This is a genomic window from Streptomyces sp. Y2F8-2 (assembly GCF_014905555.1).
GTDB lineage: Bacteria > Actinomycetota > Actinomycetes > Streptomycetales > Streptomycetaceae > Streptomyces > Streptomyces cynarae.
The window spans coordinates 34,505-60,494 of record NZ_BNGS01000011.1; the positions used below are offsets into that span (position 1 = coordinate 34,505).

Below are 25,990 nucleotides of genomic sequence, written 5' to 3' on the forward strand. Positions count from 1 at the left end.
CGCCGGTCCTCGCGGGCCGGCGCCGCCTTCGTCAGGTGCGGCGGCTGACCCGTACACTCCAACGCCCGTCCCGGCGCTCCAGCCTGAGCGGCAGGTCGAAGCACTTGCCGACCTGGTCGTCGGTCAGTACCTCGGCGACCGGACCCTGGGCCAGCACCCGGCCCTCGCGCAGCAGCACGGCGTGCGTGGTGCCCTGTGGCAGCTCCTCCAGGTGGTGCGTGACCAGGACCGTCGCCAGACGCGGATGCGCCAGGCGCAGTTCCTCCAGCGCGCCGATCAGCTGCTCCCGGCCCGGCAGGTCGAGACCGGTGGCCGGTTCGTCCAGCAGCAGGAGCCGGGGCTGCGGCATGAGCGCGCGGGCGATCAGGGCCCGGCCGCGCTGACCCTGGGACAGCGTGGGCCAGCGCGCCTCACGGTGGTCGGCGAGTCCGAGGGTGCGGATGAGCTCAGCGGCCCGTTCCTCCTGTTCCGGTGCCGGCCGCCACCGGGGGACCGGCTCGACGGAGTTGGTCAGCCCGGTCAGGACCACGTCCCGCACCCGCAGCGGCGAGCTCAGCGGATGACGCGGGTTGACATGACCCACCGAGGACCTGAGCTCCCGCAGGTCGACGCGCCCCAGACGGCGCCCGAGGACGTCCACAGTGCCCCGGGTGGGGTGGATCAGGGCCCCGAGCAGGCCGAGCAGGGTGGACTTGCCCGCGCCGTTCGCGCCGAGCAGGGCCCAGTGCTCGCCGGCCCGGACGGTCAGGGACACCTCCTGGAGGATCGGCCGCCCGTCCCGTACGACATCGACGCCCTCCGCCCGCAGCACCTCCGTCATCGGTTCGCCGCCCGGTTCACCGCGGAGAGCACGGCCCGGACCGACGCCGCGACGGGCGAGCTGTCCCGGCCCGCGCCCCAGACCGTGATGCCGTCGACCCGGCACTCGGCGTAGGCGACCGCGTCCCCGTCCACACCCGGCTGCTCGGCGAAGTCCAACACCTCGACGGTGTGGCCGGCACCCGCGAGCGCGTCGACGAAGGCGGTCAGAGGACCGCTGCCGGTGCCTTCGTGGTCCCCGCTGCGGTCGTCGGTCTCGAGGGTGCAGACGAAACGGTGCGTGCCGGAGGCGGCCGGGTGGGTGGACCAGGCGGCCAACCGCACCTCGCCGTCATCGAGATAGGCAGCCCGGAACAGCTCGTACACCTCCTTCGCTGTCGCCTCCCGCCCGCTGTCGTCCGTGGCCTCCTGGACGACACGCGAGAAGTCGGGCCGCATTCGGGCCGGCAGGTCGACACCCGCGTGCATACGCAGCAGATACGCCACACCTCCCTTCCCCGACTGTGAGTTGACCCGGATCACCGCCTCGTACGAACGCCCCACGTCGGCCGGGTCGATCGGCAGATACGGCACCGCCCACGGTGCCTCGCTCTCGGGCACCCCCGACTCGGCCGCCACGCGCGCCTGATGGTCGAGTCCCTTGCTGATCGCGTCCTGGTGCGTGCCGGAGAACGCGGTGTGGACCAGGTCGCCGGCATACGGGTGGCGCGGGTGGACCGGCAGCCGGTTGCAGTGCTCGACCGTCTCGCGGACCGCGTCGAGGTCCCGGAGGTCGAGCATCGGGTCGACCCCTTGTGCGTAGAGGTTGAGAGCGAGGGTGACCAGGTCGACGTTGCCGGTGCGCTCTCCGTTGCCGAAGAGGCAGCCCTCGACGCGCTGCGCACCGGCGAGGACGGCGAGTTCGGCGCAGGCGACGCCCGTGCCGCGGTCGTTGTGCGGGTGCACGGACAGGATCACCGCGTCCCGGCGGGCGAGGTGCCGGTGCATGTACTCGATCTGGTCGGCGTAGACGTTCGGCGTGGCGATCTCGACGGTCGCGGGAAGATTGTGGGTGACCGGCCGGTCGGGGCTCGCGTCCCACAACTCGGTCAGCGCGTCGCACACCTGGAGGACGAAGTCCGGCTCGGTGAGGTTGAAGGTCTCTGGCGAGAACTGGAAACGGATGTACGACGACCGCATCCTCCCCGCCCGCCGCGCCATGTACGTCGCCGCCTCCCGCACGGTCCGCCACACCTCGGCACGGTCCCGCCCGAGCACCACCTCCCGCCACACCGGAGAAGTCGCGATGTACAGGTGCACGACAGCCCGCGGCAGCCCCTCGATCGCGTCGAACGTCGTGTCGATCAGATCGGGGCGCGCGGGCGTGAACACGACGGGCGTGACATCGTCCGGGACGGCACCCGTGGTCACCAGATGGCGTACGAAGTCGAAGTCGGTGCGGCTCGCGGACGGGTAGCCGACCTCGATCTCCTTGAACCCGGTGGCGACGAGCAGGTCGAAGAATCGGCGCTTGCGGGGTGTGTCCATGGGCTCGGCCAGCGCCTGGTTGCCATCGCGCAGGTCGACGGGGACCCACAGGGGTGCGCGCTCGAGGCGGGCGGAGGGCCAGTCCCTGTCCCCGGCGGGGACGTGCACGCGCTCGTGGAAGGGGCGGTAGCGGTGGTACGGCATGGGGCCGGGACGCTGGGGATTCCACACTGGCGTCTCGTGGGCGGTGGTCATCGTCTGCTGCTGCCTTCGGCTCGGTCGGGCGGTGACCGGCAGCACGGCACCCCGCGGCGGGGCGCCGGTCGCGATCAAACCCCGCCGCGGCAGCCGAGAAGAAGGAGACCGCAGAGCGTCATGCCGGTACGCTATCCACTGCTCAGCTCCTCAGACAAGTGAGAATCTCCGGTAACCCCCGTACTCCTCGGACAAGTTGGTGACGTGACATGCCGCTCGGCGCCCTCCGCCCCAGCCCGCTGGTCGAACAGGCCACGGACCGGCTGCGTGAACAGATCGCCGGCGGCCACTGGCCGGTCGGCACCCGGCTGCCCGGCGAGACCACGCTCGCCAAGGAGCTCGGCGTGGGCCGCTCCACGGTCCGGGAGGCGCTGCGCGCGCTCGCCGGCGCCGGCCTGGTGCAGCCCCGCCACGGCTCCGGCGTCTTCGTCATCGCCACCGAGCCCGTCGAGGACTGGCCCACCCGGCTGCGGCGGGCAGCGGTGACGGACGTCTACGAGGTCCGCATGGCGGTCGAGGTCCATGCGGCCCGCCTGGCCGCGCACCGCCGCACCCCCGACGACATCACGGCGATCCAGGCGGCGCTGGAGCGCCGGCGCACGGCCTCGGCGGCCGATGACGCGGCGTTCGTCGACGCCGACATCGCGCTGCACACCGCGGTGGTCGCCGCCGCCCACAACGCCGTACTCGCCGACCTCTTCGCCGATTTCACCCCCGCGCTCAGGGAGTGCCTCGTCACCATGCTGTCCCTGACCGGCCTGCGCGACCAGGACGCGAACACCGGCGACGACACCCATGCGGCCCTCGTGCGGGCCGTGGCGGACGGGGACCCGGAGGCCGCCGGCGCCGTACTGCGCGAGGAGCTGGAGGGAACACTCGCCCTGCTTCGGGAGCAGGCCTAGGAAGCACGCCTGCGGTACTGCTCCGGGTGCCACCCCGAGCTCCCGTTTGAACGCCTTGGTGAAGGCGAACTCGAAGCTGTATCCCGGTCCGTTGCGCCACCTGAGGGAGCGAGAGGCCGTCGGTCCGCAGCAGGCGGCCTGCCGTCGTCATGCGCCACCACGTCAGACACGTCAGCGGCGGCTCGCCCACCAGCGCGACGAACCGGCAGGCGAAGGCCACCCCGGGACGGGCCGCCCGTGGCACCGAGTTCCTGGACCGTCCAGGGGTGCGCCGGGTCGCCGTGGCTCGCCCGCAGCGCCGCGAAGAGCTCAGCGCCCACGGCGTCCACGGCGACCGGATCGTGGTGCCCCACAGCGCGCTCCTGCCGCGCCCGGCCGAGGTCGACGCAGTCACGGCGGCCGCCGTCCGGCTCACCCGTACGACGGCGTACGGCGCGCTGATGGAACGGGCGGGCATGGTCCCCAGCCACCGGCTGCTGATCATCGGCGCCTCCAGCGGTGTGGGAACCGCCGCGATCCAGGTCGTGCGGTGGGCCGGTGCCGTGCCGATCCGACGTCACCCGTTCGCCGCGAGCCGGAATGGCCCGACGTGTCCGCGGGGTTGGTGCTACCGGCAGACGCTTGCACGAACACCGACCCCCGGAAGGGCGAGACGAGCCATGAAGATCGGCATCATCGGCGCGGGCAACATCGGCGGCAACCTCACCCGGCGGCTCACCGCCCTCGGCCACGACGTCTCCGTCGCCAACTCCCGCGGCCCGCACACGCTCACCGCACTCGCCGAGGAGACGGGCGCGACACCCGTCACGGTCGAGGAGGCGGCCCGCGACGCCGAGGTCGTGGTGATCACGATCCCGGTGAAGGCCGTACCGGACCTGCCGTCCGGGCTGCTGGACGGCGCGGCCGAGGGGGTCGCCGTGATCGACACCGGCAACTACTACCCGCAGCAGCGGGACGGGAGGATCGCGGCGATCGAGGACGAGGGCCTCACCGAGAGCCGCTGGACCGAACGGCAGATCGGCCACCCCGTGATCAAGGCCTTCAACGGCACCTACGCCCAGGACATCCTGGAGCGCCCCCGCCCGGCCGGCGCCCCCGACCGCATGGCGCTCCCGGTGGCGGGTGACGACGAGTCGGCGAAGGCGAAGGTCAGGGACCTGATCGAGGAGCTCGGCTTCGACACGGTGGACGCGGGCGGCATCGACGACTCCTGGCGCCAGCAGCCCGGCACGCCGGTGTACGGCCTGCGTGCCGGCGTCGACGAGGTCACCAAGGCACTGGAGCAGGCGTCGCCCGAGCGCTCCGCGGAGTTCCGCGCGTAGCCGCCGCCTCGTCGGACCGGCGGGCCGGGGTCGGTCAGGCGTCCCCGGCCCACTCCCTGAGCGCCGCCTTGCTGGAGAAGTTCGCCACGTTCTGGTCCACCGGGTCCGACGTGTACTGGTGGAAGCGCCACGGGGCCTTGATCCGGGGCTTGCCCGCGGTGACGTAGTCGGCGATCCACAGGCCGTCCCCGGCGTAGGACGTGGTGTCGATGGTCAGCCAGAAGTGGCGGCTGGTGTAGAGCAGCACGCGGTTGTGTGGGCGGAGCTGCTTCACCTTGCGGATGAAGGCGTCCTTCTCCGCGTTGCTCGCGTGCGTCCCGTCGCCGGTGGTCTCCCAGTCCAAGGCGAGCAGATCGCCCGCCCCCTCCGGAGCCTTGCCGACGAAGTACTCGGCCTGGGCGGTGATGTCACCCGGCCACAGGAAGTGGTAGAAGCCGACCACGCAACCGGCGTCCCGGGCGGTCTTCGTCTGGGCGGAGAGTTTCGGGTTCACATACGAACGCCCCTCCGTCGCCTTGATGAAGACGAACGAGAGGCCGTCCGTGTCGTACGCGGAGGACTGGTACGCGCTGACGTCGATGCCTCGCAGCATGGGTGCTCCCTGGAGGTGGTGGGGGGAACAGGCATCGGCACGGATCGATGCCTGTTGTCACCTTTGTACGGGTGGTATGCCCCCTGCGTTCGGGCGTCAGCCCCGGTCGGCCGCCGAACTGAGGATCGACGCCGACTTCGCCGTCCAGTCGGAGGTGATCACACTGGCATGGTCGTGGGCGAGCAGCGACAGGCGTGCCGCGACCTCGGCGTCCGTCGGGTCGGTGGACGAGATCGCCGGGGCGACGCCGGCCGCGTCCGTCATGATCAGGATGTAGTGGCCGGTGTCGTACCAGGACGTGTCGTAGCCGTTGTTGACGTACGTCGCCGCGTCCCCGTCGAAGAACACGAACCACGGGCGGATGGAGGCGTCGTAGCGGCTGGTGCGCGGGTCGCCGGAGGCCGCGCCGAGGACCGCGGGGAAGGCCTGAGCCTTGGAGATGTTCCCGGCGGCGTACAGGTCGCGCAGGTAGTCGCCGTACTCCCGGTCGGTCCAGTAGTGGTCGAACGGGTTGTTCATCTCGACCGTACCGGGGATGAGTTCGAAGAGGACCTTGCCCTTGAGGGAGTCCCGGGACGGCCAGGCGTTCGCCTTCGCGGCGGCGTCGAGCGTGGAGTAGGAGGAGCCGAGCAGGTCGGACGGCTTGTAGACGATGCTGCCGAGCTTCTGCTGCACGAGCGCGTCGAATTCGTCGGGTCCGAGGCCGCCGTTGTTGTTGAAGCCGTTCTTCATCTCCACCTTGAAGACGATCGGCCGGTGGTCGGGGTGCAGTTGGTGCCAGGCCGCGATGTTGTCGAGGCAGCTGCCGAGGTCCTGGTTGCGGTTCTTGCTGTACAGCTCGCTCGGGCTCTTCGCGGCCTCACAGTTGTTGTCGTCGCCGAACGGATTGCTGTGACTGACCCGCCAGCGCTTGCTGATGCTGTCGGTGTAGACGTCCAGTTCCAGAAGTGAGGCCCCCGAGTCGAGGGCCTGAGCGAAGTAGGTGTACTTGTCCTTCTCGTACGCGTTGTGCGTCCCGATCGTGGTCGCGTCCGCGAACGTGGGCGACGCCGCGCGGGCGTTCCCCGGCACCACCATCAGCATCGCGGCGGCACCCAGCAGCGCCGCCAGCCGTCTCACCACACGCATGGGCCAACTCCCTTTCGTCGTCACCGAGTTGGCGGCAGCGTAGGAGAAGGTGGTTACCGTGCGGTAGCCCCCGGACGAAGCGCAGGAGCGCGTCGGCCGCAAGGTTCAGGAGAAACATCGACCTGGAGCGTGCACCGGGCACATCCTCGCCCGACCAGGTGATGGCCCGTGCGGGGCGAGTGTCGGCGTTGGCGTGATCGGGAACTTGGGCCAGTCTCGTCCCGGAAGGGAGGCCCCGAAACATGGTCGTGCACGTTGTTGAATTCCCGCGGGGCGCCCGCGCCGGACTGCGGTTCCTGCCACTCGCCGTGCGGACCGCTGCCACTGCGCGCTCCAGCAGTTCGGCCCGGCCCTGACCGGGGTCCGAGTCCCATCGACAAGCACAAGGAACTCGCCATGGACACCCACCTCCGGGTCGGCGGAAACGGCCCGGCGTCCCCGGCGCCCGGCAGGGCCGCAGCAAACGCGGTCGGGCAGTAGCCATGGCTCCCGGACACGGCGACCGCCCGCGCCGCCACACGGTCATCCGGGTGCTGCTCCAAGTGGTGACTGCGGCCGCACTGGCCGTGGACGCCTACGTGCACGCCGACCTCGCCGCCCCCTACGATGTGGTCGGGCGGCAGATCAGCCAGGGAACGCTGTTTCGCCTCGAAGCCGCCGTGGCGTCGCTGGCCGCGCTGTTGGTCCTGCTGCTCGGTCGCCGGCGGCCGGTGTGGGTGTTCGCGTTCCTGGTGTCCGTCTCCGCGCTGGGCGCCGTGCTGCTCTATGGATACGTGAACGTGGGCGCTCTCGGTCCGCTGCCGAACATGTACGAGCCGTTCTGGGGGCCGAAGAGGACCGGCAGCGCGATCGCCGAGGCCGTCGGCGCTGTGACCTCGCTCGTGGGCTTTCTGATCACCGGCCCGCCGCGCTCTGCGTCCACTCGGGCCGGCGCTCCTCGGGGAGGCAAGGCCGACGGCGGGGGCGGCTGATCACAGGCCACGCCTCGCCACGCGCACCGAAGCCCGGCAAGCTCCTGGGGCGTGGCTGCAGCTGCCCCTGGCGGTGACCGCCGTCCTCATCCGGCACGGGCGGGCGCACACCCGGAGTGCCGGCGCAGCCTCTTCGGGCTGGGGGTGGGGCTGGCCGGCTGCGGGCCCGGCACGCAAGCACGCGCCTTATATCCACGCCGACGCTCTGATCCATGAAATGTGTAAAAATAGCACATATAGCACATGTGGCACTGAAGACAGGCGAGAGGAGTGAATCATGATCGCCAAGCTGCTCGCCAAGTTGTCGTTCACTCGCAACTACGGTGCGTACGGGGCCCACGACTGGGGTACGTCCGCCGACAAGGCGTGACGTCGCTGCGGGCGCCTCGGGCGCCCGTCGGCTCCCGGCCGTGCTGCCGATATCGGCCCAGGTATGAGCGTCAGGGGCGATCTCATGGGCCGGGTGAATGAGCCGCCGCGGTTGCCCGAAGGCAACTTTGCGGCCTGGAGCCGTGACCGGCTGGCCATGGCGCGCCGTGGCGCTGACGAGTGCGGGGACGTTTGGCAGCTGGAGTCGGGTGTCTACGTAGCCGCCACGGCCGGGCCGTGTGAAGAAGTCCTGCACCGTGCGCAGGACTTCCCCAAGCCGCCCTCACCCCTCTTCCCGCCGTTGAAGCGGGCCGGCGGCGCGCCGACGTCCGAGGAGCGTGCGCACGCGCGCGCCGCCCGTATGCGGGGGCTGCGCCCGCAGGCGGTTGCGGCCCGGATCGGTGAGATCGCGTCCGGGACCGTTCGGTTTGCCGACCAGTGGCCCACGGGCCGGGACGTGGAGATTCTGCCTCTGCTCCGGTCGGTCCTGGCGGAGGTCGGCGTGCGTTACCTCTTCTCCGAAGACGCTCCCACCCTGCTGCCCTTCGCCCGGCAGCTCTTCGTGGCCCGGGAGGTGCTCGTTCGCCCCACGCGCTGGGTATGGCCGGGCTGGGTCCCCACACCGGCTCGGCGGTTCCGCACCCGGCAACAGGTCGCCTTCATCAACGCCTTGCGGCCCATCGTCCGCCGGCGCCGTTCATCGGGCCGGCTCGGTGACGACGTGCTCGGACAGATGCTCCGCCCCTCCTGCCGCTACGGCGCACTGTCGGAAGGGGCCATCCTCGACACTCTGCCCGGAATCACCGTCGCCACCTTCGAGACACCTTCCCGGGCAGCCGGATGGATCCTGCTTCACCTGGCCCGCCACCCCTGGGCCGCGGACCGCATCGCGGCCGAAGCCGCCCTCCTGCCCGCAGACGCGGCCGCGACGACCAGCACCCACCTCGAGCGCCTGCAATACACTCGGGCAGTGGTACGCGAAGTGCTCCGGCTACAGCCCCCGAGCTGGCTGCTGACCAGGCGCGCCCCGCGGCGGACCCAGCTCGCCGACTACACCATCAACGCCGGGTCCACCGTTCTCGTATGCCCCTACACCGCCCACCGCGACGCACGGGAACACCCCGATCCGGACCGGTTCCGCCCCGAACGCTGGCTCGACGATTCGTGCTCTCGGGCGAAACCCGGGGTCTTCCTCGCCTTCGGCACCGGGCCCCACAGCTGCGAGGGAGCTGCTCTGGCCATGGCCGTGCTCACGGTCCTGACCGCGCAGACCGCCCACCGCTACCACCTGAGCGACGGCCCGGAACCCGGCTACCGGGTCACCACCTTCGAAGGTCTCGCAACCCCCGGCCTGCACCTGCGTGCCACCGTGCGCGGCCGGGGCAGTCCCCCCTTCGGTGACAAAGCCTCAACGTGAGGGTCTGCAGCTCCCACTCCCTGTGGAGGTCGGGGTGAAAGTTGTCGTTGATCTTTCCCGATGTGAGGGGTATGCGCAGTGCGCGTTCCTGGCTCCGGAGGCGTTCGGGGTGCATGGTGAGGAAGCGCTCATGTACGACCCGAACCCCGACGACGCCCAGCGCGACCAGGTCCTCCGCGCCGCGGCGGCCTGCCCGGTCCAGGCGATCCTGGTCGACCGGATGGAGGCGCGGCACGCACCGGCGGAGGTGTCGCCGTCATGACGAGCGCCGACAACCTGCGTGCGTTCAAGCGCGAAGGCCGCATCGTGGTTGTCGGGGCTTCGCTGGCGGGGCTGCGGGCCGCGGAGGCTCTGCGAGACGAGGGTTTCACCGGATCGTTGACCATGATCGGTGACGAGTTGGGCGAGCCCTACGATCGGCCTCCCCTGTCCAAGCAAGTACTGACCGGGTGGGTGCCGGCCGGGGGCACCACTTTGCCCCGCCGTCGCGGCATCGATGCGGAGTGGCTGCTGGGCGTCCCCGCCAGCGGGCTGGACCTCGCCACGAACCACGTGCGTCTCGCCGACGGACGCGAGATTCCCTTCGACCGGGTGCTGATCTCCACCGGGGTACGGGCCCGGCCGTGGTGCGTCGAGTCCGAGGCGGCCCTGGACGGAGTGTTCGTCGTACGTACACGCGAGCATGCCGAGAGCCTGCAGCGGGCCCTCGCCGCCGGGCCCTCCCGGGTGCTGGTCATCGGTGCGGGATTCACCGGCTCCGAGATCGCCTCCGTCTGCCGCGAGCGGGACATCCCGGTGACCGTCGCCGAACTCGCGCCGGCCCCGCTGGTCGGGGCGCTCGGCGCCATGATCGGCGAGGTTGCGGCCGACATGCAGCGCGCTCACGGCGTCGACCTACGGTGCGGTGTCAAGGTCGCCCGGCTGGAGGGCGACGCGCAGGGACGGTTTCGCCGTGCTCACTTCGACGACGGCACTACGGTCGACGCCGATGTGGCGGTGGTGGCACTCGGGAGTGTCCGCAACACCGAGTGGCTGCGGGAGTCGGGACTGGCGGCGGGCGTATGGGGAATCACCTGCGACACCGGCTGCCGCGCCCTCGGCATCGATGGCCGCGTCACCGACGACGTCTTCGCCGCGGGAGACGTGGCGCGTTGCCCGAACCCCCTCTACGAAAACCGGCTCATCTCGATGGAGCACTGGGCCAACGCCGTCGAGCAGGCAGAGGTCGCGGCACACAACATGGTCAGCGCCCCTCAGGACCGCCGGCCACACGTGTCCGTCCCGTTGTTCTGGTCGATCCAGTTCGGCGTCAACATCAAGTCCGTCGGCGTGCCGACCTTCGCCGACGAGGTGGCCGTCACCCAGGGATCGCTCGACGACCACCGCTTCGTCACCGCATACGGCTACCGGGGCCGCGTCACGGCTGCCGTGAGCTTCAACAACGCCAAGTGGCTGAACCACTACCGACGGTTGATCGAGACGGCCGCACCTTTCCCGCCCTCCTGCCCCACGCCGGACCAGCCGGCCGACATGAAACCGGTTCCCGTCGACCTCCCCGGCCCCACCCTGCTCGCTCAGGGCGCCACCGTGGTCGTCACCGGCGATGAACCGGGCGAGCGCCGCGCCGTGCACCAGCATCGGCAGGCGGAAGGCCGGACGACCACGACCGAGACGCCCGGCACACTGCAACGCATCTTCGACTACTCCGCCAGGGCCGACCCGTACCCGCTGTATGCCGAGTTGCGCGAGACGCCGGTGGCTCTGCAGGAGGACGGCAGCTACGTCATCAGTACCTATCGTGAGATCGCGGACACGCTGAACGACCCGCACCTGAGCTCCGACCTGCGCAATCTGTCGCATCCGATACCCCCGGTCGAGGGAGGGGCCACGTCGTCGTTCATCCACATGGACCCGCCCGAGCACGATCGCCTGCGGCGCATGGCGATGCGCCACTTCGGCCCCCCGCACACCCCGGGGCTGGTGACCGGCATGGAAAGCGACCTGACCGCCACCGTCGGCAGCCTGATCGACGACTTCACGGGCAAGGAGCGAATCGACATCGTCGACGATTTCGCCTTCCCGCTCCCGGTAACCGTGACCTGTCACTTGCTCGGCGTGCCACGCGAGGACGAACCGAGGTTCCACCGCTGGGTGAACGACATCATGAACTCGGTCGACTACAACCCCGAGACCGACCCGAAGGAGAAACTGGACAAGGGCGTACAGGCCCGCAAGGACTTGCGCCAGCGCCTCGGCGAACTGGTGGAACAGCGCCACGGCCGGCCGGGCGACGGTCTGTTGGGCCGGCTGGCCAACGACGACGGGCCCGACGGCCGGATGGCCGACGCCGACATCGTCGCCACCGCCAGACTGCTGCTCGTCGCCGGCCACGAGACCACCGTCAACCTCATCACCAACGGCATGCTGACGCTGCTGCGCCACCCGCGGGTACTGCAGCGCCTGCGCGACGAACCGGACCTCGTCGTGCCGCTGGTCGAGGAGCTGCTGCGCTACGAGCCCCCCGTGCACATCATTCCCTGGCGGGTGGCGTACAGCGACGTCACCGTCGCAGACACCGTCATCCCCCAGGGCTCGCAGATCATGCTCATGCTGGCTTCAGGCAGCCGCGATCCGAAGCGCTTCCACGATCCGGACCGCTTCGACCCGGACCGACGTGACAACCAGCACCTGGGGTTCGGCAGCGGCATCCACCTGTGTTTCGGCGGCCCGCTGGCCCGGCGGGAAACCCAGATCGCGCTGACAGAGTTGGTACGCCGGCTCGACCGCCCCAGGCTGGTCGCCGACCCGCCGCCGTACCGGCGCAGCCCCGTTCTTCGGGGTCCGATCCATCTGGACATCGAGCAGGGTGACGGTTGACGCGGCAGCCGAGGGCAGTGGCAAGGTCGCGCCGCGGACGGCCCGGCCGGCTCAACAGCGAACGTCGTTCAAGTCCGAGTACCGTTCCGCACGCGCCCGGACGATCTGTTCACGGCACGCTCACCGTGTGTCGCCGGTCGAACTCGTCGGCGAGCACGCCCATCATGACAAGGTCGTGGTGCCCGCCGGCGAAGAAGACGTGTTCCCGCAAGCGCCCCTCCTCGATGAAGCCGAGCCGGCGAAAAAGTGCCAACGACGCCTCGTTGTGGGCCAAAACCGCCGCCAGGCACTTGTGATAGCGCCGCTCGGCGAACATGAAGCGCAGCAACAGCACGACGGCTTCCGCCGCGTAGCCCTTGCGCCGGTGGTCGGCGCCGATCATGACATCACACTCGAACCAGCCCGAACAGCGACCGGTGCGATCTGAGCCGACCGCGCCGACCAACTCCCGCGTGGCCGTCGTTTCGATCGCCAACCGGAAACGGTCGTCACCGTACTCGGCAACGGCCTGCTCCTTCGCCCAGGCACGATAGCTCTCGGCGGACCGCGGCAGTTCCAACCGGCCCACTCGCCGCCCGTCATCGTCCGCGAAGCGCGCGAACGCCGTCCAGTCATCGGGCTCAATAGCGCGCAGGCGCACCCGCTTACCGGTCCAGGACGATGCCATGCCCTATTCGATCACCTTGCACTGTGCGCGAGGCCAACAGACACGCCGAGGCGGCCCTGTCGGCCCCGTGCCTGATGCGTGCCGGTGGGGGCGGTCAACACCGGACAAGAGTGGTCGGTCACGGACAGCGCCCGAGGCCGGCAAGCCAGGCGGCCCTTGACCATGGTTGCTGGTCAGGGGCCACACCCCCTGCGGAGGGCGTGGGATTCGAACCCGCGGTGCGGGGTCACCGCACATCGTGGCCCACGCGCGCCGACCACCCTGAGGAATGGGCCGACGACCTCGCCACGCTGCTGGTGGACACCTGGGACGCGCTGGTCAGAGCCCACTTCCCTAGCACTCGATGATGTTCACCGCGAGCCCGCCCCGAGCCGTCTCCTTGTACTTGACGCTCATGTCCGCGCCGGTCTCCTTCATGGTCTTGATGACCTTGTCGAGGGAGACCTTGTGCGAGCCGTCGCCGCGCATCGCCATCCGGGCCGCCGTGACCGCCTTCACCGCGGCCATGCCGTTGCGTTCGATGCACGGGATCTGGACCAGACCGCCGACCGGGTCGCAGGTCAGACCGAGGTTGTGCTCCATGCCGATCTCGGCCGCGTTCTCCACCTGCTCGGGGGTGCCGCCCAGCACCTCCGCCAGCGCGCCCGCCGCCATGGAGCAGGCCGAGCCGACCTCCCCCTGGCAGCCGACCTCGGCGCCGGAGATGGACGCGTTCTCCTTGAAGAGCATGCCGATCGCTCCGGCGGCCAGCAGGAAGCGCACGACGCCGTCCTCGTCCGCGCCGGGCACGAAGTTGATGTAGTAGTGCAGGACCGCCGGAATGATGCCCGCGGCACCGTTCGTGGGGGCGGTCACGACCCGGCCGCCGGCCGCGTTCTCCTCGTTCACCGCCATCGCGTAGAGCGTGATCCACTCCATCGCGCGGGCCGTCGCGTCGCCCTCGGCGCGCAGCTGGCGGGCGGTGACGGCCGCGCGGCGGCGCACCTTCAGGCCGCCGGGCAGGATGCCCTCCCGGGACATGCCCCGCGCCACGCACGCCTGCATGACCCGCCAGATGTCCAGCAGCCCGGAGCGGATCTCCTCCTCCGAACGCCACGCCCGCTCGTTCTCCAGCATCAGCGAGGAGATCGACAGGCCCGTCTCCTTCGTCAGCCGCAACAGCTCGTCGCCCGTGCGGAAGGGGTACTTCAGGACCGTGTCGTCGAGCTTGATGCGGTCGGCGCCCACCGCGTCCTCGTCCACGACGAAGCCGCCGCCGACCGAGTAGTACGTCTTGGAGAGCAGCTCCTTGCCCTCGGCGTCGTACGCCCACACCGTCATGCCGTTGGCGTGGTACGGCAGCGCCTTGCGGCGGTGCAGGACCAGGTCGTCGTCGAAGGAGAACGGGATCTCGTGCTCGCCGAGGAGCCTCAGACGGCCCTGCGCCTTGATCGCCTCGACCCGCTCGTCGGCCGTCTCGACGTCCACCGTGCGCGGGGAGGCGCCCTCCAGGCCCAGCAGGACCGCCTTCGGGGTGCCGTGACCGTGGCCGGTCGCGCCGAGGGAGCCGTACAGCTCGCAGCGCAGGGACGCCACCGACGCCAGCAGGTCCTCGTGGCCCAGCCGGCGGGCGAACATGCGGGCCGCGCGCATCGGGCCGACCGTGTGGGAGCTGGACGGGCCGATGCCGATCGAGAACAGGTCGAAGACCGAGACGGCCACGGGTGACTCCTCACTACGGGGGTGGTGCAAAAAGGGGTGGTACAGGGGTGCGGGCACCGCGCACGCCGGTACTCCCAGTGTGCGCGGTGCCCCGCAGAAGGCGACTTACTTGTTCAGACCCGGGTACAGCGGGTGCTTCTCGGCCAGGGCCTTGACCCGGGCCCTCAGCCCCTCCGCGTCGTAGGACGGCTTCAGCGTCTCGGCGATGACGTCCGCGACCTCCGCGAAGTCCTCGGCCGTGAAGCCGCGGGTCGCCAGGGCCGGCGTGCCGATGCGCAGGCCCGAGGTGACCATCGGCGGGCGCGGGTCGTTCGGGACGGCGTTGCGGTTGACCGTGATGCCGACCTCGTGCAGGCGGTCCTCGGCCTGCTGCCCGTCCAGCTCCGAGTCGCGCAGGTCGACCAGGATCAGGTGCACGTCCGTGCCGCCCGTCAGGACGTTCACGCCGGCCTCGCGCGCGTCGGCGGCCGTCAGCCGTTCGGCGAGGATCTTCGCGCCCTCGACGGTACGGCGCTGGCGCTCGCGGAACTCCTCCGACGCGGCGACCTTGAAGGACACCGCCTTGGCCGCGATCACGTGCTCCAGGGGGCCGCCCTGGAAGCCCGGGAAGACGGACGAGTTCAGCTTCTTCGCGAAGTCCTTCTTCGCGAGGATGATGCCGCCGCGGGGACCGCCCAGCGTCTTGTGGGTGGTGGAGGTGACGACATCGGCGTACTCCACCGGGTTCGGGTGCAGGCCCGCCGCGACCAGACCGGCGAAGTGCGCCATGTCCACCCACAGGTACGCCTCGACCTCGTCCGCGATCCGGCGGAACTCGGCGAAGTCCAGCTGCCGCGGGTACGCCGACCAGCCCGCGATGATCACCTTCGGGCGGTGTTCCTTGGCGAGCCGCTCGACCTCGGCCATGTCGACCAGGCCGGACTCGTCCACGTGGTAGGCGACCACGTCGAACTGCTTGCCCGAGAAGTTCAGCCGCATCCCGTGGGTCAGATGGCCGCCGTGCGCCAGGTCCAGGCCGAGGATGGTGTCGCCGGGCTGGGCCAGCGCGAACAGGGCGGCCTGGTTGGCGGAGGCGCCGGAGTGGGGCTGCACATTGGCGTACTCCGCGCCGAACAGCTCCTTGATCCGGTCGATGGCGATCTGCTCGGTGACGTCGACGTGCTCGCAGCCGCCGTAGTAGCGGCGGCCGGGGTAGCCCTCGGCGTACTTGTTGGTGAGGACCGAGCCCTGCGCCTCCATGACCGCCAGCGGGGCGAAGTTCTCGGAGGCGATCATCTCGAGGGTGGACTGCTGACGGTGCAGCTCGGCGTCGACCGCTGCGGCGACCTCCGGGTCGAGCTCGTGCAGGGACGTGTTCAGAACGGTCATCTGCGGGTGCGCTCCTCAGCCGGCGATGTGGGCGTCGTACTCGTCGGCGGACAGCAGGTCGGCCGGCTCCTCGGACACGCGCACCTTGAACAGCCAGCCACCCTCGAACGGCTCGGAGTTCACCAGCGACGGGTCGTTGACCACGTCCTCGTTGACCTCCGTGATCTCGCCGGTGACCGGGGAGTACAGGTCGCTGACCGACTTCGTCGACTCCAGCTCGCCGCAGGTCTCGCCCGCGGTCACGGTGTCACCGACCTCCGGGAGCTGGACGAAGACGACATCGCCGAGCGCGTTCGCCGCGTGCTCCGTGATGCCGACCGTCGCGACGCCGTCCTCGGCGCCCGACAGCCACTCGTGCTCCTTGCTGTAGCGCAGCTGCTGGGGGTTGCTCATGGCCTGAATTCTCCTGTACGCGGGGGAGTGGTGGTGAGGGGAGTACTGCTGGAGACGTGCGTGAGCACGGCGGAGGTGCGCGGGATCACGTCACCTGTCCGCCGAGTGCCTACTTCTGGCGCTTGTAGAACGGCAGTGCCACGACCTCGTGCGGCTCGTGGCTGCCCCGGATGTCCACCCCGACCCCGGGCGTGCCCGGCGCGGAGTGCGCGGCGTCGACGTACGCCATCGCGATCGGCCTGCCCAGGGTGGGGGAGGGCGCCCCGGAGGTGACCTCGCCGATCACCTCGCCGCCCGCGACGACCGGGTACCCGGCCCGCGGCACGCGGCGGCCCTCGGCGACCAGGCCGACGAGGACGCGCGGCGGGTTCTCCTGAGCACGGGCCGCGGCCTCCTCCAGCGCGGCACGCCCCACGAAGTCGCCCTCCTTCTCGAACTTCACCACCCGGCCGAGCCCGGCGTCGAAGGGCGTCAGCGAGGTGCTCAGCTCGTGCCCGTACAGCGGCATGCCCGCCTCCAGGCGCAGCGTGTCCCGGCAGGAGAGCCCGCAGGGGGCCAGACCGGCGGGGGCGCCCGCCTCGGTCAGCGCCTGCCACAGCTTCTCGGCGTGCTCGGGCGCGACGAACAGCTCGAAGCCGTCCTCGCCGGTGTAGCCGGTGCGCGCGATGAGGGCGGGGACGCCCGCCACCGTGCCGGGCAGGCCGGCGTAGTACTTCAGGCCGTCGAGATCGGCGTCGGTAAGGGACTTCAGGATGCCGGGCGACTCGGGGCCCTGGACGGCGATCAGCGCATACGCGTCCCGGTCGTCGCGCACCGCGGCGGCGAAGCCCGCGGCACGCTCGGTCAGCGCGTCGAGGACCACCTGGGCGTTGGAGGCGTTGGCGACGACCATGTACTCGGCGTCGGCCAGCCGGTAGACGATCAGGTCGTCCAGGATGCCGCCGTCCTCCTGGCAGATCATGGTGTAGCGGGCCCGGCCCACGCGGACGGAGGCGATGTCGCCGACCAGCGCGTGGTTGAGGAACCGGTCCGCCTCGGGCCCGGTCACCGTGATCTCGCCCATGTGCGAGAGGTCGAACAGCCCCGCCTTGGTACGGACGGCGACGTGCTCGTCGCGCTCGGAGCCGTACCTGAGGGGCATGTCCCAGCCGGCGAAGTCGGTCATCGTCGCGCTGAGCGAACGATGCAGGGCATCGAGCGCGGTGCGGCGCAGGGGGCTACTGCTCATCGGTTGTGCTCCCAGGGCGTGGGTCCCCCCGCGCGAGCGAATTCGAGCGTGGGGGAGGGCGAGGTCGGTCCTCCCCATCTGTCATCGGAACCTGAGAGGTTCGCCGTGAACGCCCGCACGGCGGGTCGTCACGGCTTGCACCTTGGGTGGAGCCACCGAGAAGCGGCCCGCTTTCCAGATGTGCCTCGCCCGCGCGGTATCGGGGCCTGAGAGATTCAAGGGAGGGACTTGCTCCTTCGGCGCCCGGGCCCACGTACGTACCCCGTACGTCCCCGGAACTCTCCCGCGCGGATTCAAGCGGCCGGTATGCAGTTGGCGCGCACATCATTGCACGCCTCGCCCGATCGTGGCAGGCCGCGTGGGCATCCGGCCCGGGACCGCCCCCGTGACCGGCTTCCGGACGTATCTGTGACCGGCTTGTGGCAGTACGCGAACGCCATCGGGAGAAACCGTCCATTACCTTCTCTTTACATTCGGCGGGGATGGGACTTCCTGACCGCAAGGGAGGACGATCACGGTGAACAGGACGACGGCGTACGCCATGAGCACGGGCGTCGCGGTACCCCGGCAGCCCGGAGCCCCGGCCCGGCAGGCCGGCCGGGAGGCCGGCGCGCCGGTGCCGGCGCCCGTGGTCCGCGACCTGCGCGACCGAGGGGGCCACAGCCCGTACGGGCTCACCTTCGGCGCCCGCGACCTCGTCGTGGTCACCGGCCTGCCCGGCAGCGGCAAGTCCACGCTCATGCGGCGCACGGTGCGCGGCGCCCGCGTCGACTCCCAGGACACCCGCGACCGCTGGGACGCGCGCCTGGCTCGCTTCCTGCCGTACGGGGTCTACCGCCCCCTGGTCCGCCTCGCGCACTACGCGGGCCTGCGCCGGGCCCTGCGCGCGGGCAGCGGAGTCGTCGTGCACGACTGCGGCACCCAGACCTGGGTGCGCACCTGGCTGGCCCGGGAGGCCCGGCGCCGCGGCGGCACGCTGCATCTGCTCGTGCTCGACGTCACCCCCGACACGGCCCTGGACGGCCAGCGCGAGCGGGGCCGAGGCGTCTCCCGGTACGCCTTCCTGCGCCACCGCCGCGCCACCCGTCATCTGCTGCGCGCCGTCGAGCGGGGCCGGCTCCCGGAGGGCTGCGGCTCGGCGGTCCTGCTCGACCGGGACGCGGCGGACGTGCTGCGCCGGATCGACTTCGCGGACCGGGCGGAAGGAGCGGAATGAATCGCGGTGCCCGCGCACCCGTTAGCCTTTTCGCCACACCAGTGGTACTCGGCAGGCGGTAGGCAGATGGACATCCCGGCGGACCTTCCCGCGGACTTCCCGGCACAGGCTCACCCCCATCCGCACGGCGGATGGCCGGGCAACGAGCTGGAGGAGGTGCTCTCCGCCTCGCTCGGCATCCCCTCGGCGGGCGGCCGGATCGTCGAGGTGCTCGGCCGCAGCTTCCTGTGGGTGCCGCTGCCGAACGGCGGCGGCCCGCACAGCGGCCCCCTCGACCTGCCCACACTGGAGATCGAGGGCCAGGCATACGTCCCGGTGTTCAGCTCGGAGGAGCAGTTCCGCCACGCCGCCGGCGCCCACATGTCGTACACCATCGCGCCCGCCGCCGAGTTCGCCCGCGGGCTGCCCCCGCAGGTCGGCATCGCGGTCAACCCGGGCGGCGTGGTCGGCATACCCCTGCCTCCGGAGGCGGTGGCCGAACTGTGCCGCGTCGGACGCACCCCGCTGGACGGCCCCACGACCGGCGGCCGCGTCCGACTCTTCGAACCGGACTGGCAGGACGACCCGGTGGACTTCCTCGCCGCCGCGTCCGCCGAGTTCACGGCGACCGGCGTGGTCCTCACGGCACGCCGCTGCCTCGCCGCCGTGGAGACGGCGGACCCGGTGCTGTTCGTCGGCGTGGAGCTCTCCCAGTGGGAGGGCGACCTCCGCACCCTCCCCATGGACGCCCTGGGCCGCGCCCTGGCCAAGGTGGCGGTCAAGTGGCCGGTCAACCTGGTCCTCCTGGACGTCGCCCAGGACCCGGTGGCCGACTGGATGAGGGAGAAGGTCCGGCCGTTCTACCAGCAGGGGTACTGAGCAGGGCGCCCGTCAGGGGCGCCCTGAAGGGGCGCGGGGCCGTGTCGATATGCGGCTCCGCCGCGTGGGAGCGACAAGCCACGACGAACCTGCACCCGTCCACCGGCGGCAAGCCCCGAGCTCGTAGGGCCCACAGCCGGGGACAGCCACCGCGCACCGGCTGTCAGCGGACCCGCCTAACCTGGTTTCATATGCGGAGCACATCGTCGGCGAAGGGGCGGTAAAGGGTGAGCGGGGTGAGCGCGAGCGGCACCACGGCCGGCCAGGTCGAACACATGCTGCGCCAGGTGACGCCCGGGCGTTACGACGCCTACGAGGCGCTCCTGCGCGCGCTCGCCACCCCGTCCACCGGCAAAGTCTGGATGCTGCTGTGGCACGGCCAGGCCGGCTCGCCCGACGCCCAGTACGCGACCATGGAAGTGGACGGCCACGGCTACGCGCCGTGCGTCACCTCCGCACAGGAGCTCTCGGCCAGCGGCTGGACCCGCTCCTACGAGGTGATCGACGGCGCCGACGCGGCCCGCGCCCTCTACCCCGGCCACTACGGCCTCTGGCTCAACCCGCACGCGCCCGGCGGTGGCGTCGGCATCCCCTGGCTGGACCTGCGCCGCATCGCCGCCGGCCTGGAGCACCAGCCCGCGGGCCCCCTCAGGCTGTCCGAACCGGCCATCGAGATTCCGCAGTTCTACGCCCTGCTCACCCAGAACGCCCACCGCACGCCGGCCGTGCGCTCCCTGCGCCGCGCCTGGGTGCAACCCGCCCTCGGCGCCCCGTACCTGGCGATCGGCCTGGACGTCTACGACACCTCACCGCCCGCCGTCGACTCGGTGCGGGCGATGATGCAGCAGTCCGTCACGGCCGTCCCGGAGGGCCTGCCGGTGTCGACGGTCGCGCTGTCCGACGAGGACGACCCGGTGGCGATGTGGCTGCGCGTCAACTCCCGCCCGTTCTACGACCGTGAGGCCCACGCCCCGGCACCGGCCCCCGTGGCGGGCGGCTACGGCTATCCGCCGGTGCGCGGGGCGTACTGACGTCCGCACTTCCCGGGCGGAGGACCTGGTTCGGTGCCCGGAGCTCTTCTTCGCGCGTAGATGAAGGTGGATGGTCCCTCTCTCGCGTGAAGTGTCCCCATTTGCTTGCGTCCGCACCGCGCTACCAGCTGTCCGGATAACGGATCTCCCCAGTCCGCATCACGTTTATGCATCCTTTCATTGTCAAGTCTGGCCACTGATCACCGAAGCGTTGAAGACTCCCGCTTCAAGGGGTTCGCCCCTGTGTACGACGGACTGATTCATGCCGCCACCGCGGCAAGTGCGGGCCGGCCACCGCCGGTTGAGAGGGGTCCCTGCCAGATGACGGCACCATTGCACGAGCCGACTGCGGAAGCGGCCGCGAGTGCTGCCGAGGAAGCGGCCGTAGCCAGCGCCGAAGCGAAGGCCGTCCAGGGGCGTTCCCTGGGCCGTATCGCCTGGGAGCGGCTCAAGAGGGACAAGCTCGCCCTGGCGGGTGGCATCGTTGTCCTGCTGCTGATCCTGGTCGCGGTCCTCGCTCCGCTGATCACCAGCCTGGTCGGGCAGGACCCCGACGCGTACCACGAGAACCTGATCGACCCGCTGTTCGGAACGCCCACGGGGTCCCTGGGGGGTATCAGCGGTGACCACCTCCTCGGCGTCGAACCGGTCAACGGCCGCGACATCTTCGCCCGTATCGTCTACGGCGCGCAGATCTCGCTCCTCGTGGGCTTCGCCTCCGCGCTGGTCGCGGTCGTCCTCGGCACCGTGCTGGGCATCCTCGCCGGCTTCTTCGGAGGCTGGGTCGACTCGGTCATCAGCCGGGTGATGGACGGCCTGCTCGCCTTCCCCCAGCTGCTGTTCATCATCGCGCTGGTCTCGGTGATGCCGACCCAGCTGCTGGGCCTGACCGGCACGGGCGTGCGCGTCTTCGTGATGATCCTGGTCATCGGGTTCTTCGGCTGGCCCTACGTCGGACGCGTCGTGCGCGGCCAGACGCTGTCGATGCGTGAACGCGAGTACGTCGAGGCGGCCCGCTCCCTGGGCGCCGGGCGGTTCTACATCCTCTTCAAGGAACTGCTGCCCAACCTCGTGGCGCCCATCATCGTGTACACGACGATGATGATCCCGACCAACATCCTCACCGAGGCGGCCCTCAGCTTCCTCGGCGTGGGCGTCAAGCCGCCGACCGCCTCCTGGGGACAGATGCTCTCCAACGCGATCGACTACTACGACTCGGACCCCATGTACATGGTGGTCCCCGGTGTGGCGATCTTCATCACCGTCCTTGCGTTCAACCTCTTCGGCGACGGCGTGCGCGACGCGCTGGACCCCAAGGGCTCCCGCTGAACTGCCGTACCCCCAGCGACCCGTGGCACATGCACGGGGTCTCTCATCTATTCGGAGGATCCGAGATCGTGACTACCCAACGCACCTCAGGGCGGCGCAAGCAGGCCATGGCCGCTGCCGTCGTGGTCGCCGGGCTGCTGACCACGGCGGCGTGCGGCGGCGGTGACAACGGCGGCGGTTCGAAGGACGGCGCGGCCGGCTTCAACGCGGCGAACGACAAGGTCGCTCAGGCCTCGATGGTGAAGAAGGGCGGCGAGCTGAAGTTCGCGAGCGCCCAGGACGCCGACTCGTGGGACACCACGCGCGGCTACTACGGCATGGCGTGGAACTTCATGCGCTACTACAGCCGTCAGCTGGTCACCTACAAGACCGAGCCGGGGAAGGCGGGCGCCGAGCTGCAGCCCGACCTCGCCACCGACATGGGCAAGGTGTCCGACGGCGGCAAGACGTACACCTTCACCCTGCGCGACGGGCTCACCTGGGAGGACGGCAAGCCGATCACCTCCAAGGACGTCAAGTACGGTATCGAGCGCCAGTGGGCGCAGGACGTCCTGTCGGGCGGTCCGGTCTACCTCAAGAACGTGCTCGACCCCAAGAACGCGTACAAGGGCCCCTACAAGGACTCCTCGGCGGACCACCTGGGCCTGAAGGCGATCGACACGCCCGACGACAAGACGGTCGTCTTCCACCTGCCCGAGGCCAACTCGGACTTCCTGCAGATGATCGCGCTGCCCTCGGCGTCCCCGGTGCGCCAGGACAAGGACACCAAGTCCAAGTACGCGCTGCGCCCCTTCTCCTCGGGTCCCTACAAGTTCCAGTCGTACGACCCGGGCAAGGACCTCGTCCTCGTCCGCAACGCCAGCTGGAAGCAGTCCTCGGACCCGGTCCGCAAGGCGTACCCGGACAAGATCAGCATCAAGTTCTTCACCAACGCCAACGACATGGACCAGCGCCTGATCGCGGGCGACTACGACCTGGACCTCAACCAGACCGGCATGTCCCCGCAGGGCCGTACCGTCGCCCTGAAGCAGCACAAGGGCAACCTGGACAACCCGGTCTCCGGTTACATCCGCTACGCGACCTTCCCGCAGAGCGTGAAGCCGTTCGACAACATCCACTGCCGCAACGCCGTCATCTACGGCGCGGACCACGTGTCGCTGCAGACCGCGCGCGGTGGCCCGATCGCGGGTGGTGACATCGGCACCAACATGCTGCCGCCGTCCGTGCCGGGCTCCGAAGGCCAGAAGTACGACCCCTTCGGCCTCGCCGGCGCGAACAAGAACGGCAACGTCGCCAAGGCCAAGGAGGAGCTGAAGGCCTGCGGCCAGCCGAACGGCTTCAGCACCACCATCGCCGTCCGCAACAACAAGCCGGTCGAGGTGGCCACCGCCCAGTCCCTGCAGGCGTCGCTGAAGAAGATCGGCATCAACGCCCAGATCGACCAGTACGACGGTTCGCAGACCACCGGCATCATCGGCAGCCCCGACAACGTGAAGAAGAAGGGCTACGGCATCATCATCATGGGCTGGGGCCCGGACTTCCCGTCCGTGCAGGGCTACGGCCTGCCGCTGTGGGACAGCTCGTACATCAACGAGAGCGGTAACCAGAACTACGCCCTGATCAAGGACAAGACGATCGACGGGCTGTTCGACCAGTACACCAAGGCGACGACCCCGGCGCAGCAGACCCAGATCGCCACGGAGATCAACCACAAGGTCATGGAGGGCGGCTACTACCTGCCCTTCGTCTTCGAGAAGTTCATCAACTGGCGCTCGAACCGGCTGGCGAACGTGTACACCACCAACGCGTACAGCGGTGAGTACGACTTCGTCAACCTGGGTCTGAAGTCCACGAAGTAACCCGGCACACCCGCCGTACGGCACGAAAGGCAGGTGAAGGCCGGCGCGGCGTGACCGCGGGCCACCGGAGGACCACCGGTGGCCCGCGGTCCGCGGCGGGCCGTTAGCTGTGCTCGCTTACCTCATCAGGCGGCTGATCGCCGCCGCAGTGATGCTGGTGGTCATCATTCTGGTGGTCTTCAGCATCTTCTTCCTCGTCCCCAAGTGGGCGGGCGTCGACATCGCCACGAGCTTCGTGGGCAAGCAGGCGGACCCCGCCGCCGTGGAGGCGGTGCGGGAGAAGCTGGGTCTGAGCGACCCGGTCTACGTCCAGGTCTGGGACTTCTTCAAGGGCATCTTCGCGGGCCGCACCTACGCGGCCGGCGGTGACGTCACCCACTGCGCCGCGCCGTGCTTCGGCTACTCCTTCCGCAGCGAGCAGGCCGTCTGGCCGGTGCTGACCGACCGCTTCCCGGTGACCCTGGAACTGGCGCTCGGTGCCGCCGTCCTGTGGCTGGTCTTCGGTGTCGCGGCGGGTGTTCTCTCCGCCCTGAAGCGGGGCAGCGTGTGGGACCGCAGCGCCATGGTCGTCGCCCTGGCGGGCGTCTCGCTCCCCATCTACTTCACCGGCCTGCTCAGCCTGGCGATCTTCAGCTACGGACTGGGCTGGATCGACGCGGAGTACGTGTCCATCGGCCAGAGCTTCACGGGCTGGCTCGGCGGCATGATCCTGCCGTGGATCACGCTGGCCTTCCTGTACGCGGCGATGTACGCCCGGATCACCCGCGCCACCATGCTGGAGATCCTCGGTGAGGACTACATCCGCACCGCCCGCGCCAAGGGCCTGACCGAGCAGGTCGTCATCGGCAAGCACGCCATGCGCTCCACGATGACGCCCATCCTGACCATGCTCGGCATGGACCTCGGCGCCCTCATCGGCGGCGCGGTCCTGACCGAGACCACGTTCAGCCTGCCCGGTCTCGGCCAGAAGGTGCTGGACGCCATCAAGAACCAGGACCTGCCGTTCATCCTGGGCGTCACCCTGATCACCTCGCTCGCGGTGATCGTCGCCAACCTCGTGGTGGACTTCCTGTACGCCGTGATCGACCCCCGAGTGAGGCTCGCATGAGCGAACTCAGCAAGACCGGAGCAGCCGTGGGTGAACCCACGAGTTCCTCGCCGGCGCCGACCTCCTTCCTGGAGGTGCGCGACCTGAAGGTGCACTTCCCGACCGACGACGGTCTGGTGAAGTCCGTCGACGGGCTCAGCTTCCAGCTGGAGAAGGGCAAGACCCTCGGCATCGTGGGCGAGTCGGGTTCCGGCAAGTCCGTCACCTCGCTCGGCATCATGGGCCTGCACACCACGGGCCAGTACGGCAAGCGCAAGGCGCAGATCTCCGGCGAGATCTGGCTGAACGGCACCGAGTTGCTGTCCGCCGACCCCGACCGGGTGCGCAAGATGCGCGGCCGCGAGATGGCGATGATCTTCCAGGACCCGCTGTCCGCGCTGCACCCGTACTTCACGATCGGCCACCAGATCGTGGAGGCGTACCGGATCCACCACGACGTCGACAAGAAGACCGCCCGCAAACGGGCGATCGAGATGCTCGACCGGGTGGGCATCCCGCAGCCGGACAAGCGGGTCGACAACTACCCGCACGAGTTCTCCGGCGGTATGCGCCAGCGCGCGATGATCGCGATGTCGCTGGTCAACAACCCCGAACTGCTCATCGCGGACGAGCCGACCACCGCCCTGGACGTCACCGTCCAGGCGCAGATCCTCGACCTCATCCGCGACCTGCAGAAGGAGTTCGGCTCCGCCGTCATCATCATCACCCACGACCTGGGGGTCGTCGCCGAACTGGCCGACGACATCCTGGTGATGTACGGCGGCCGCTGCGTGGAACGCGGCCCGGCCGAGAAGGTGTTCTACGAGCCCCGCCACCCCTACACCTGGGGCCTGCTCGGCTCGATGCCGCGCCTGGACCGCGAGGAGCAGGAGCGTCTGATCCCGGTCAAGGGCTCCCCGCCCTCGCTGATCAACATCCCGTCCGGCTGCGCCTTCAACCCACGCTGCCCGTACGCCGACGTCCCGAAGGACAACGTCACCCGCACCGTCCGGCCCGAGCTGACCGAGGTCGGCAGCCGGCACTGGGCCGCCTGCCACATGTCGCAGGAGCAGCGGGAGCGTATCTGGACCGAAGAGATTGCGCCGAAGCTGTGAGCGAGAACTCCAAGGACGC

The 25,990-nt window shown here is 70.1% G+C and carries 23 protein-coding genes, 1 pseudogene and 1 riboswitch; of the genes and pseudogenes, 15 read left to right on the plus strand and 9 right to left on the minus strand.

Annotated features, from left to right (window positions below; translation table 11 throughout):
• Positions 1 to 31: 31 nt before the first annotated feature.
• Both SY2F82_RS30995 and SY2F82_RS31000 read right to left on the minus strand, forming a co-directional pair.
• Positions 32 to 820, minus strand: a complete 789-nt coding sequence (locus SY2F82_RS30995) for an ABC transporter ATP-binding protein (RefSeq protein WP_200422492.1) — start codon at positions 818 to 820, stop codon at positions 32 to 34.
• Entirely contained in the window at positions 817 to 2,541 is a 1,725-nt protein-coding gene (locus SY2F82_RS31000) for a 2-isopropylmalate synthase (protein WP_200422493.1), read from the minus strand. Before SY2F82_RS31000 ends, SY2F82_RS30995 begins: the two co-directional genes overlap by 4 nt.
• A gap of 209 nt (positions 2,542 to 2,750) precedes the next feature.
• Between SY2F82_RS31000 and SY2F82_RS31005 the strand changes: the two genes are divergently transcribed.
• Positions 2,751 to 3,443 carry a FadR/GntR family transcriptional regulator gene (locus SY2F82_RS31005; RefSeq protein WP_200422494.1) on the plus strand — a complete coding sequence of 231 codons (693 nt, stop codon included), beginning with the start codon at positions 2,751 to 2,753 and terminating at the stop codon, positions 3,441 to 3,443.
• A gap of 455 nt (positions 3,444 to 3,898) precedes the next feature.
• Positions 3,899 to 4,765: an NADPH-dependent F420 reductase gene (locus SY2F82_RS31010; protein WP_268980416.1), complete on the plus strand. Its 867-nt coding sequence runs from the start codon at positions 3,899 to 3,901 to the stop codon at positions 4,763 to 4,765.
• A gap of 34 nt (positions 4,766 to 4,799) precedes the next feature.
• Here SY2F82_RS31010 and SY2F82_RS31015 read toward each other — a convergent pair whose 3' ends face one another.
• Complete coding sequence (locus tag SY2F82_RS31015; protein WP_200422495.1) at positions 4,800 to 5,357, minus strand: glycoside hydrolase family 25 protein; 558 nt, start codon at positions 5,355 to 5,357, stop codon at positions 4,800 to 4,802.
• 96 nt (positions 5,358 to 5,453) lie between these two features.
• Entirely contained in the window at positions 5,454 to 6,485 is a 1,032-nt protein-coding gene (locus tag SY2F82_RS31020) for a phosphatidylinositol-specific phospholipase C domain-containing protein (protein WP_200422496.1), read from the minus strand.
• A gap of 482 nt (positions 6,486 to 6,967) precedes the next feature.
• Between SY2F82_RS31020 and SY2F82_RS31025 the strand changes: the two genes are divergently transcribed.
• The 5 genes and pseudogenes from SY2F82_RS31025 to SY2F82_RS39245 all read left to right on the plus strand — a co-directional run bounded on the left by SY2F82_RS31025 (position 6,968) and on the right by SY2F82_RS39245 (position 12,119).
• A complete protein-coding gene (locus SY2F82_RS31025) occupies positions 6,968 to 7,456 on the plus strand; it encodes a hypothetical protein (RefSeq protein ID WP_200422497.1) in 489 nt (162 codons plus the stop codon).
• Between the two features lie 433 nt (positions 7,457 to 7,889).
• Positions 7,890 to 9,242 carry a cytochrome P450 gene (locus SY2F82_RS31030; protein WP_236041897.1) on the plus strand — a complete coding sequence of 451 codons (1,353 nt, stop codon included), beginning with the start codon at positions 7,890 to 7,892 and terminating at the stop codon, positions 9,240 to 9,242.
• Positions 9,243 to 9,276: 34 nt separating this feature from the next.
• Positions 9,277 to 9,504 carry a ferredoxin gene (locus SY2F82_RS31035; RefSeq protein WP_200422498.1) on the plus strand — a complete coding sequence of 76 codons (228 nt, stop codon included), beginning with the start codon at positions 9,277 to 9,279 and terminating at the stop codon, positions 9,502 to 9,504.
• A pseudogene (locus tag SY2F82_RS31040) lies at positions 9,501 to 10,865 on the plus strand (NAD(P)/FAD-dependent oxidoreductase); the annotation flags it as partial. The gene SY2F82_RS31035 and the pseudogene SY2F82_RS31040, both read left to right, overlap by 4 nt.
• 132 nt (positions 10,866 to 10,997) lie before the next feature.
• Positions 10,998 to 12,119, plus strand: coding sequence for a cytochrome P450 (locus SY2F82_RS39245; RefSeq protein ID WP_374707223.1), 1,122 nt, complete (start codon positions 10,998 to 11,000; stop codon positions 12,117 to 12,119).
• 109 nt (positions 12,120 to 12,228) lie between these two features.
• Here SY2F82_RS39245 and SY2F82_RS31045 read toward each other — a convergent pair whose 3' ends face one another.
• Positions 12,229 to 12,786, minus strand: a complete 558-nt coding sequence (locus tag SY2F82_RS31045; protein WP_200422499.1) for a GNAT family N-acetyltransferase — start codon at positions 12,784 to 12,786, stop codon at positions 12,229 to 12,231.
• A gap of 200 nt (positions 12,787 to 12,986) precedes the next feature.
• Between SY2F82_RS31045 and SY2F82_RS31050 the strand changes: the two genes are divergently transcribed.
• The gene (locus SY2F82_RS31050; RefSeq protein ID WP_200422500.1) at positions 12,987 to 13,133 is read left to right on the plus strand and encodes a hypothetical protein; all 147 of its coding nucleotides are present in this window, start codon (positions 12,987 to 12,989) and stop codon (positions 13,131 to 13,133) included.
• On the opposite strand, the gene SY2F82_RS31055 is transcribed toward SY2F82_RS31050, so the two are convergent.
• From SY2F82_RS31055 to gcvT, 4 genes are all read right to left on the minus strand, one after another.
• Positions 13,120 to 14,487 (minus strand): L-serine ammonia-lyase, encoded by a 1,368-nt coding sequence (locus SY2F82_RS31055; protein ID WP_200422501.1) that lies wholly within the window; start codon positions 14,485 to 14,487, stop codon positions 13,120 to 13,122. The genes SY2F82_RS31050 and SY2F82_RS31055 overlap by 14 nt on opposite strands.
• A gap of 105 nt (positions 14,488 to 14,592) precedes the next feature.
• Complete coding sequence (gene glyA / locus SY2F82_RS31060) at positions 14,593 to 15,855, minus strand: serine hydroxymethyltransferase (RefSeq protein WP_200422502.1); 1,263 nt, start codon at positions 15,853 to 15,855, stop codon at positions 14,593 to 14,595.
• 15 nt (positions 15,856 to 15,870) lie between these two features.
• Positions 15,871 to 16,248 carry a glycine cleavage system protein GcvH gene (gene gcvH / locus SY2F82_RS31065; protein WP_200422503.1) on the minus strand — a complete coding sequence of 126 codons (378 nt, stop codon included), beginning with the start codon at positions 16,246 to 16,248 and terminating at the stop codon, positions 15,871 to 15,873.
• A gap of 109 nt (positions 16,249 to 16,357) precedes the next feature.
• Positions 16,358 to 17,476 carry a glycine cleavage system aminomethyltransferase GcvT gene (gene gcvT / locus SY2F82_RS31070; protein WP_200422504.1) on the minus strand — a complete coding sequence of 373 codons (1,119 nt, stop codon included), beginning with the start codon at positions 17,474 to 17,476 and terminating at the stop codon, positions 16,358 to 16,360.
• A gap of 184 nt (positions 17,477 to 17,660) precedes the next feature.
• A riboswitch (glycine riboswitch) is annotated at positions 17,661 to 17,772 on the minus strand.
• Positions 17,773 to 17,987: 215 nt separating this feature from the next.
• Here gcvT and SY2F82_RS31075 point away from each other — a divergent pair.
• The 7 genes from SY2F82_RS31075 (at position 17,988) to SY2F82_RS31105 (ending at position 25,971) form a co-directional block, all read left to right on the plus strand.
• Positions 17,988 to 18,692 carry an AAA family ATPase gene (locus SY2F82_RS31075; protein WP_200422729.1) on the plus strand — a complete coding sequence of 235 codons (705 nt, stop codon included), beginning with the start codon at positions 17,988 to 17,990 and terminating at the stop codon, positions 18,690 to 18,692.
• 66 nt (positions 18,693 to 18,758) lie between these two features.
• The gene (locus SY2F82_RS31080) at positions 18,759 to 19,550 is read left to right on the plus strand and encodes an enhanced serine sensitivity protein SseB (RefSeq protein ID WP_200422505.1); all 792 of its coding nucleotides are present in this window, start codon (positions 18,759 to 18,761) and stop codon (positions 19,548 to 19,550) included.
• A 236-nt stretch (positions 19,551 to 19,786) separates the two neighbouring features.
• Positions 19,787 to 20,581, plus strand: coding sequence for an enhanced serine sensitivity protein SseB C-terminal domain-containing protein (locus tag SY2F82_RS31085; protein WP_200422730.1), 795 nt, complete (start codon positions 19,787 to 19,789; stop codon positions 20,579 to 20,581).
• Positions 20,582 to 20,902: 321 nt separating this feature from the next.
• Positions 20,903 to 21,910, plus strand: coding sequence for an ABC transporter permease (locus tag SY2F82_RS31090; protein ID WP_200422506.1), 1,008 nt, complete (start codon positions 20,903 to 20,905; stop codon positions 21,908 to 21,910).
• A gap of 68 nt (positions 21,911 to 21,978) precedes the next feature.
• Positions 21,979 to 23,769, plus strand: a complete 1,791-nt coding sequence (locus tag SY2F82_RS31095; protein WP_200422507.1) for an ABC transporter substrate-binding protein — start codon at positions 21,979 to 21,981, stop codon at positions 23,767 to 23,769.
• Positions 23,770 to 23,878: 109 nt separating this feature from the next.
• Positions 23,879 to 24,877, plus strand: coding sequence for an ABC transporter permease (locus SY2F82_RS31100; protein WP_200422508.1), 999 nt, complete (start codon positions 23,879 to 23,881; stop codon positions 24,875 to 24,877).
• Positions 24,874 to 25,971: an ABC transporter ATP-binding protein gene (locus SY2F82_RS31105; protein ID WP_200422509.1), complete on the plus strand. Its 1,098-nt coding sequence runs from the start codon at positions 24,874 to 24,876 to the stop codon at positions 25,969 to 25,971. Before SY2F82_RS31100 ends, SY2F82_RS31105 begins: the two co-directional genes overlap by 4 nt.
• The last annotated feature ends 19 nt before the right edge of the window (positions 25,972 to 25,990 follow it).

Bases quoted from the DNA above. Each gene is read 5' to 3' on its own strand.
- SY2F82_RS30995 (WP_200422492.1), bottom strand. From the start codon at position 820: ATGACGGAGGTGCTGCGGGCGGAGGGCGTCGATGTCGTACGGGACGGG.
- SY2F82_RS31000 (WP_200422493.1), bottom strand. From the start codon at position 2,541: ATGACCACCGCCCACGAGACGCCAGTGTGGAATCCCCAGCGTCCCGGC.
- SY2F82_RS31005 (WP_200422494.1), top strand. From the start codon at position 2,751: ATGCCGCTCGGCGCCCTCCGCCCCAGCCCGCTGGTCGAACAGGCCACG.
- SY2F82_RS31010 (WP_268980416.1), top strand. From the start codon at position 3,899: ATGGTCCCCAGCCACCGGCTGCTGATCATCGGCGCCTCCAGCGGTGTG.
- SY2F82_RS31015 (WP_200422495.1), bottom strand. From the start codon at position 5,357: ATGCTGCGAGGCATCGACGTCAGCGCGTACCAGTCCTCCGCGTACGAC.
- SY2F82_RS31020 (WP_200422496.1), bottom strand. From the start codon at position 6,485: ATGCGTGTGGTGAGACGGCTGGCGGCGCTGCTGGGTGCCGCCGCGATG.
- SY2F82_RS31025 (WP_200422497.1), top strand. From the start codon at position 6,968: ATGGCTCCCGGACACGGCGACCGCCCGCGCCGCCACACGGTCATCCGG.
- SY2F82_RS31030 (WP_236041897.1), top strand. From the start codon at position 7,890: ATGAGCGTCAGGGGCGATCTCATGGGCCGGGTGAATGAGCCGCCGCGG.
- SY2F82_RS31045 (WP_200422499.1), bottom strand. From the start codon at position 12,786: ATGGCATCGTCCTGGACCGGTAAGCGGGTGCGCCTGCGCGCTATTGAG.
- glyA (WP_200422502.1), bottom strand. From the start codon at position 15,855: ATGACCGTTCTGAACACGTCCCTGCACGAGCTCGACCCGGAGGTCGCC.
- gcvH (WP_200422503.1), bottom strand. From the start codon at position 16,248: ATGAGCAACCCCCAGCAGCTGCGCTACAGCAAGGAGCACGAGTGGCTG.
- gcvT (WP_200422504.1), bottom strand. From the start codon at position 17,476: ATGAGCAGTAGCCCCCTGCGCCGCACCGCGCTCGATGCCCTGCATCGT.
- SY2F82_RS31080 (WP_200422505.1), top strand. From the start codon at position 18,759: ATGGACATCCCGGCGGACCTTCCCGCGGACTTCCCGGCACAGGCTCAC.
- SY2F82_RS31090 (WP_200422506.1), top strand. From the start codon at position 20,903: ATGACGGCACCATTGCACGAGCCGACTGCGGAAGCGGCCGCGAGTGCT.
- SY2F82_RS31105 (WP_200422509.1), top strand. From the start codon at position 24,874: ATGAGCGAACTCAGCAAGACCGGAGCAGCCGTGGGTGAACCCACGAGT.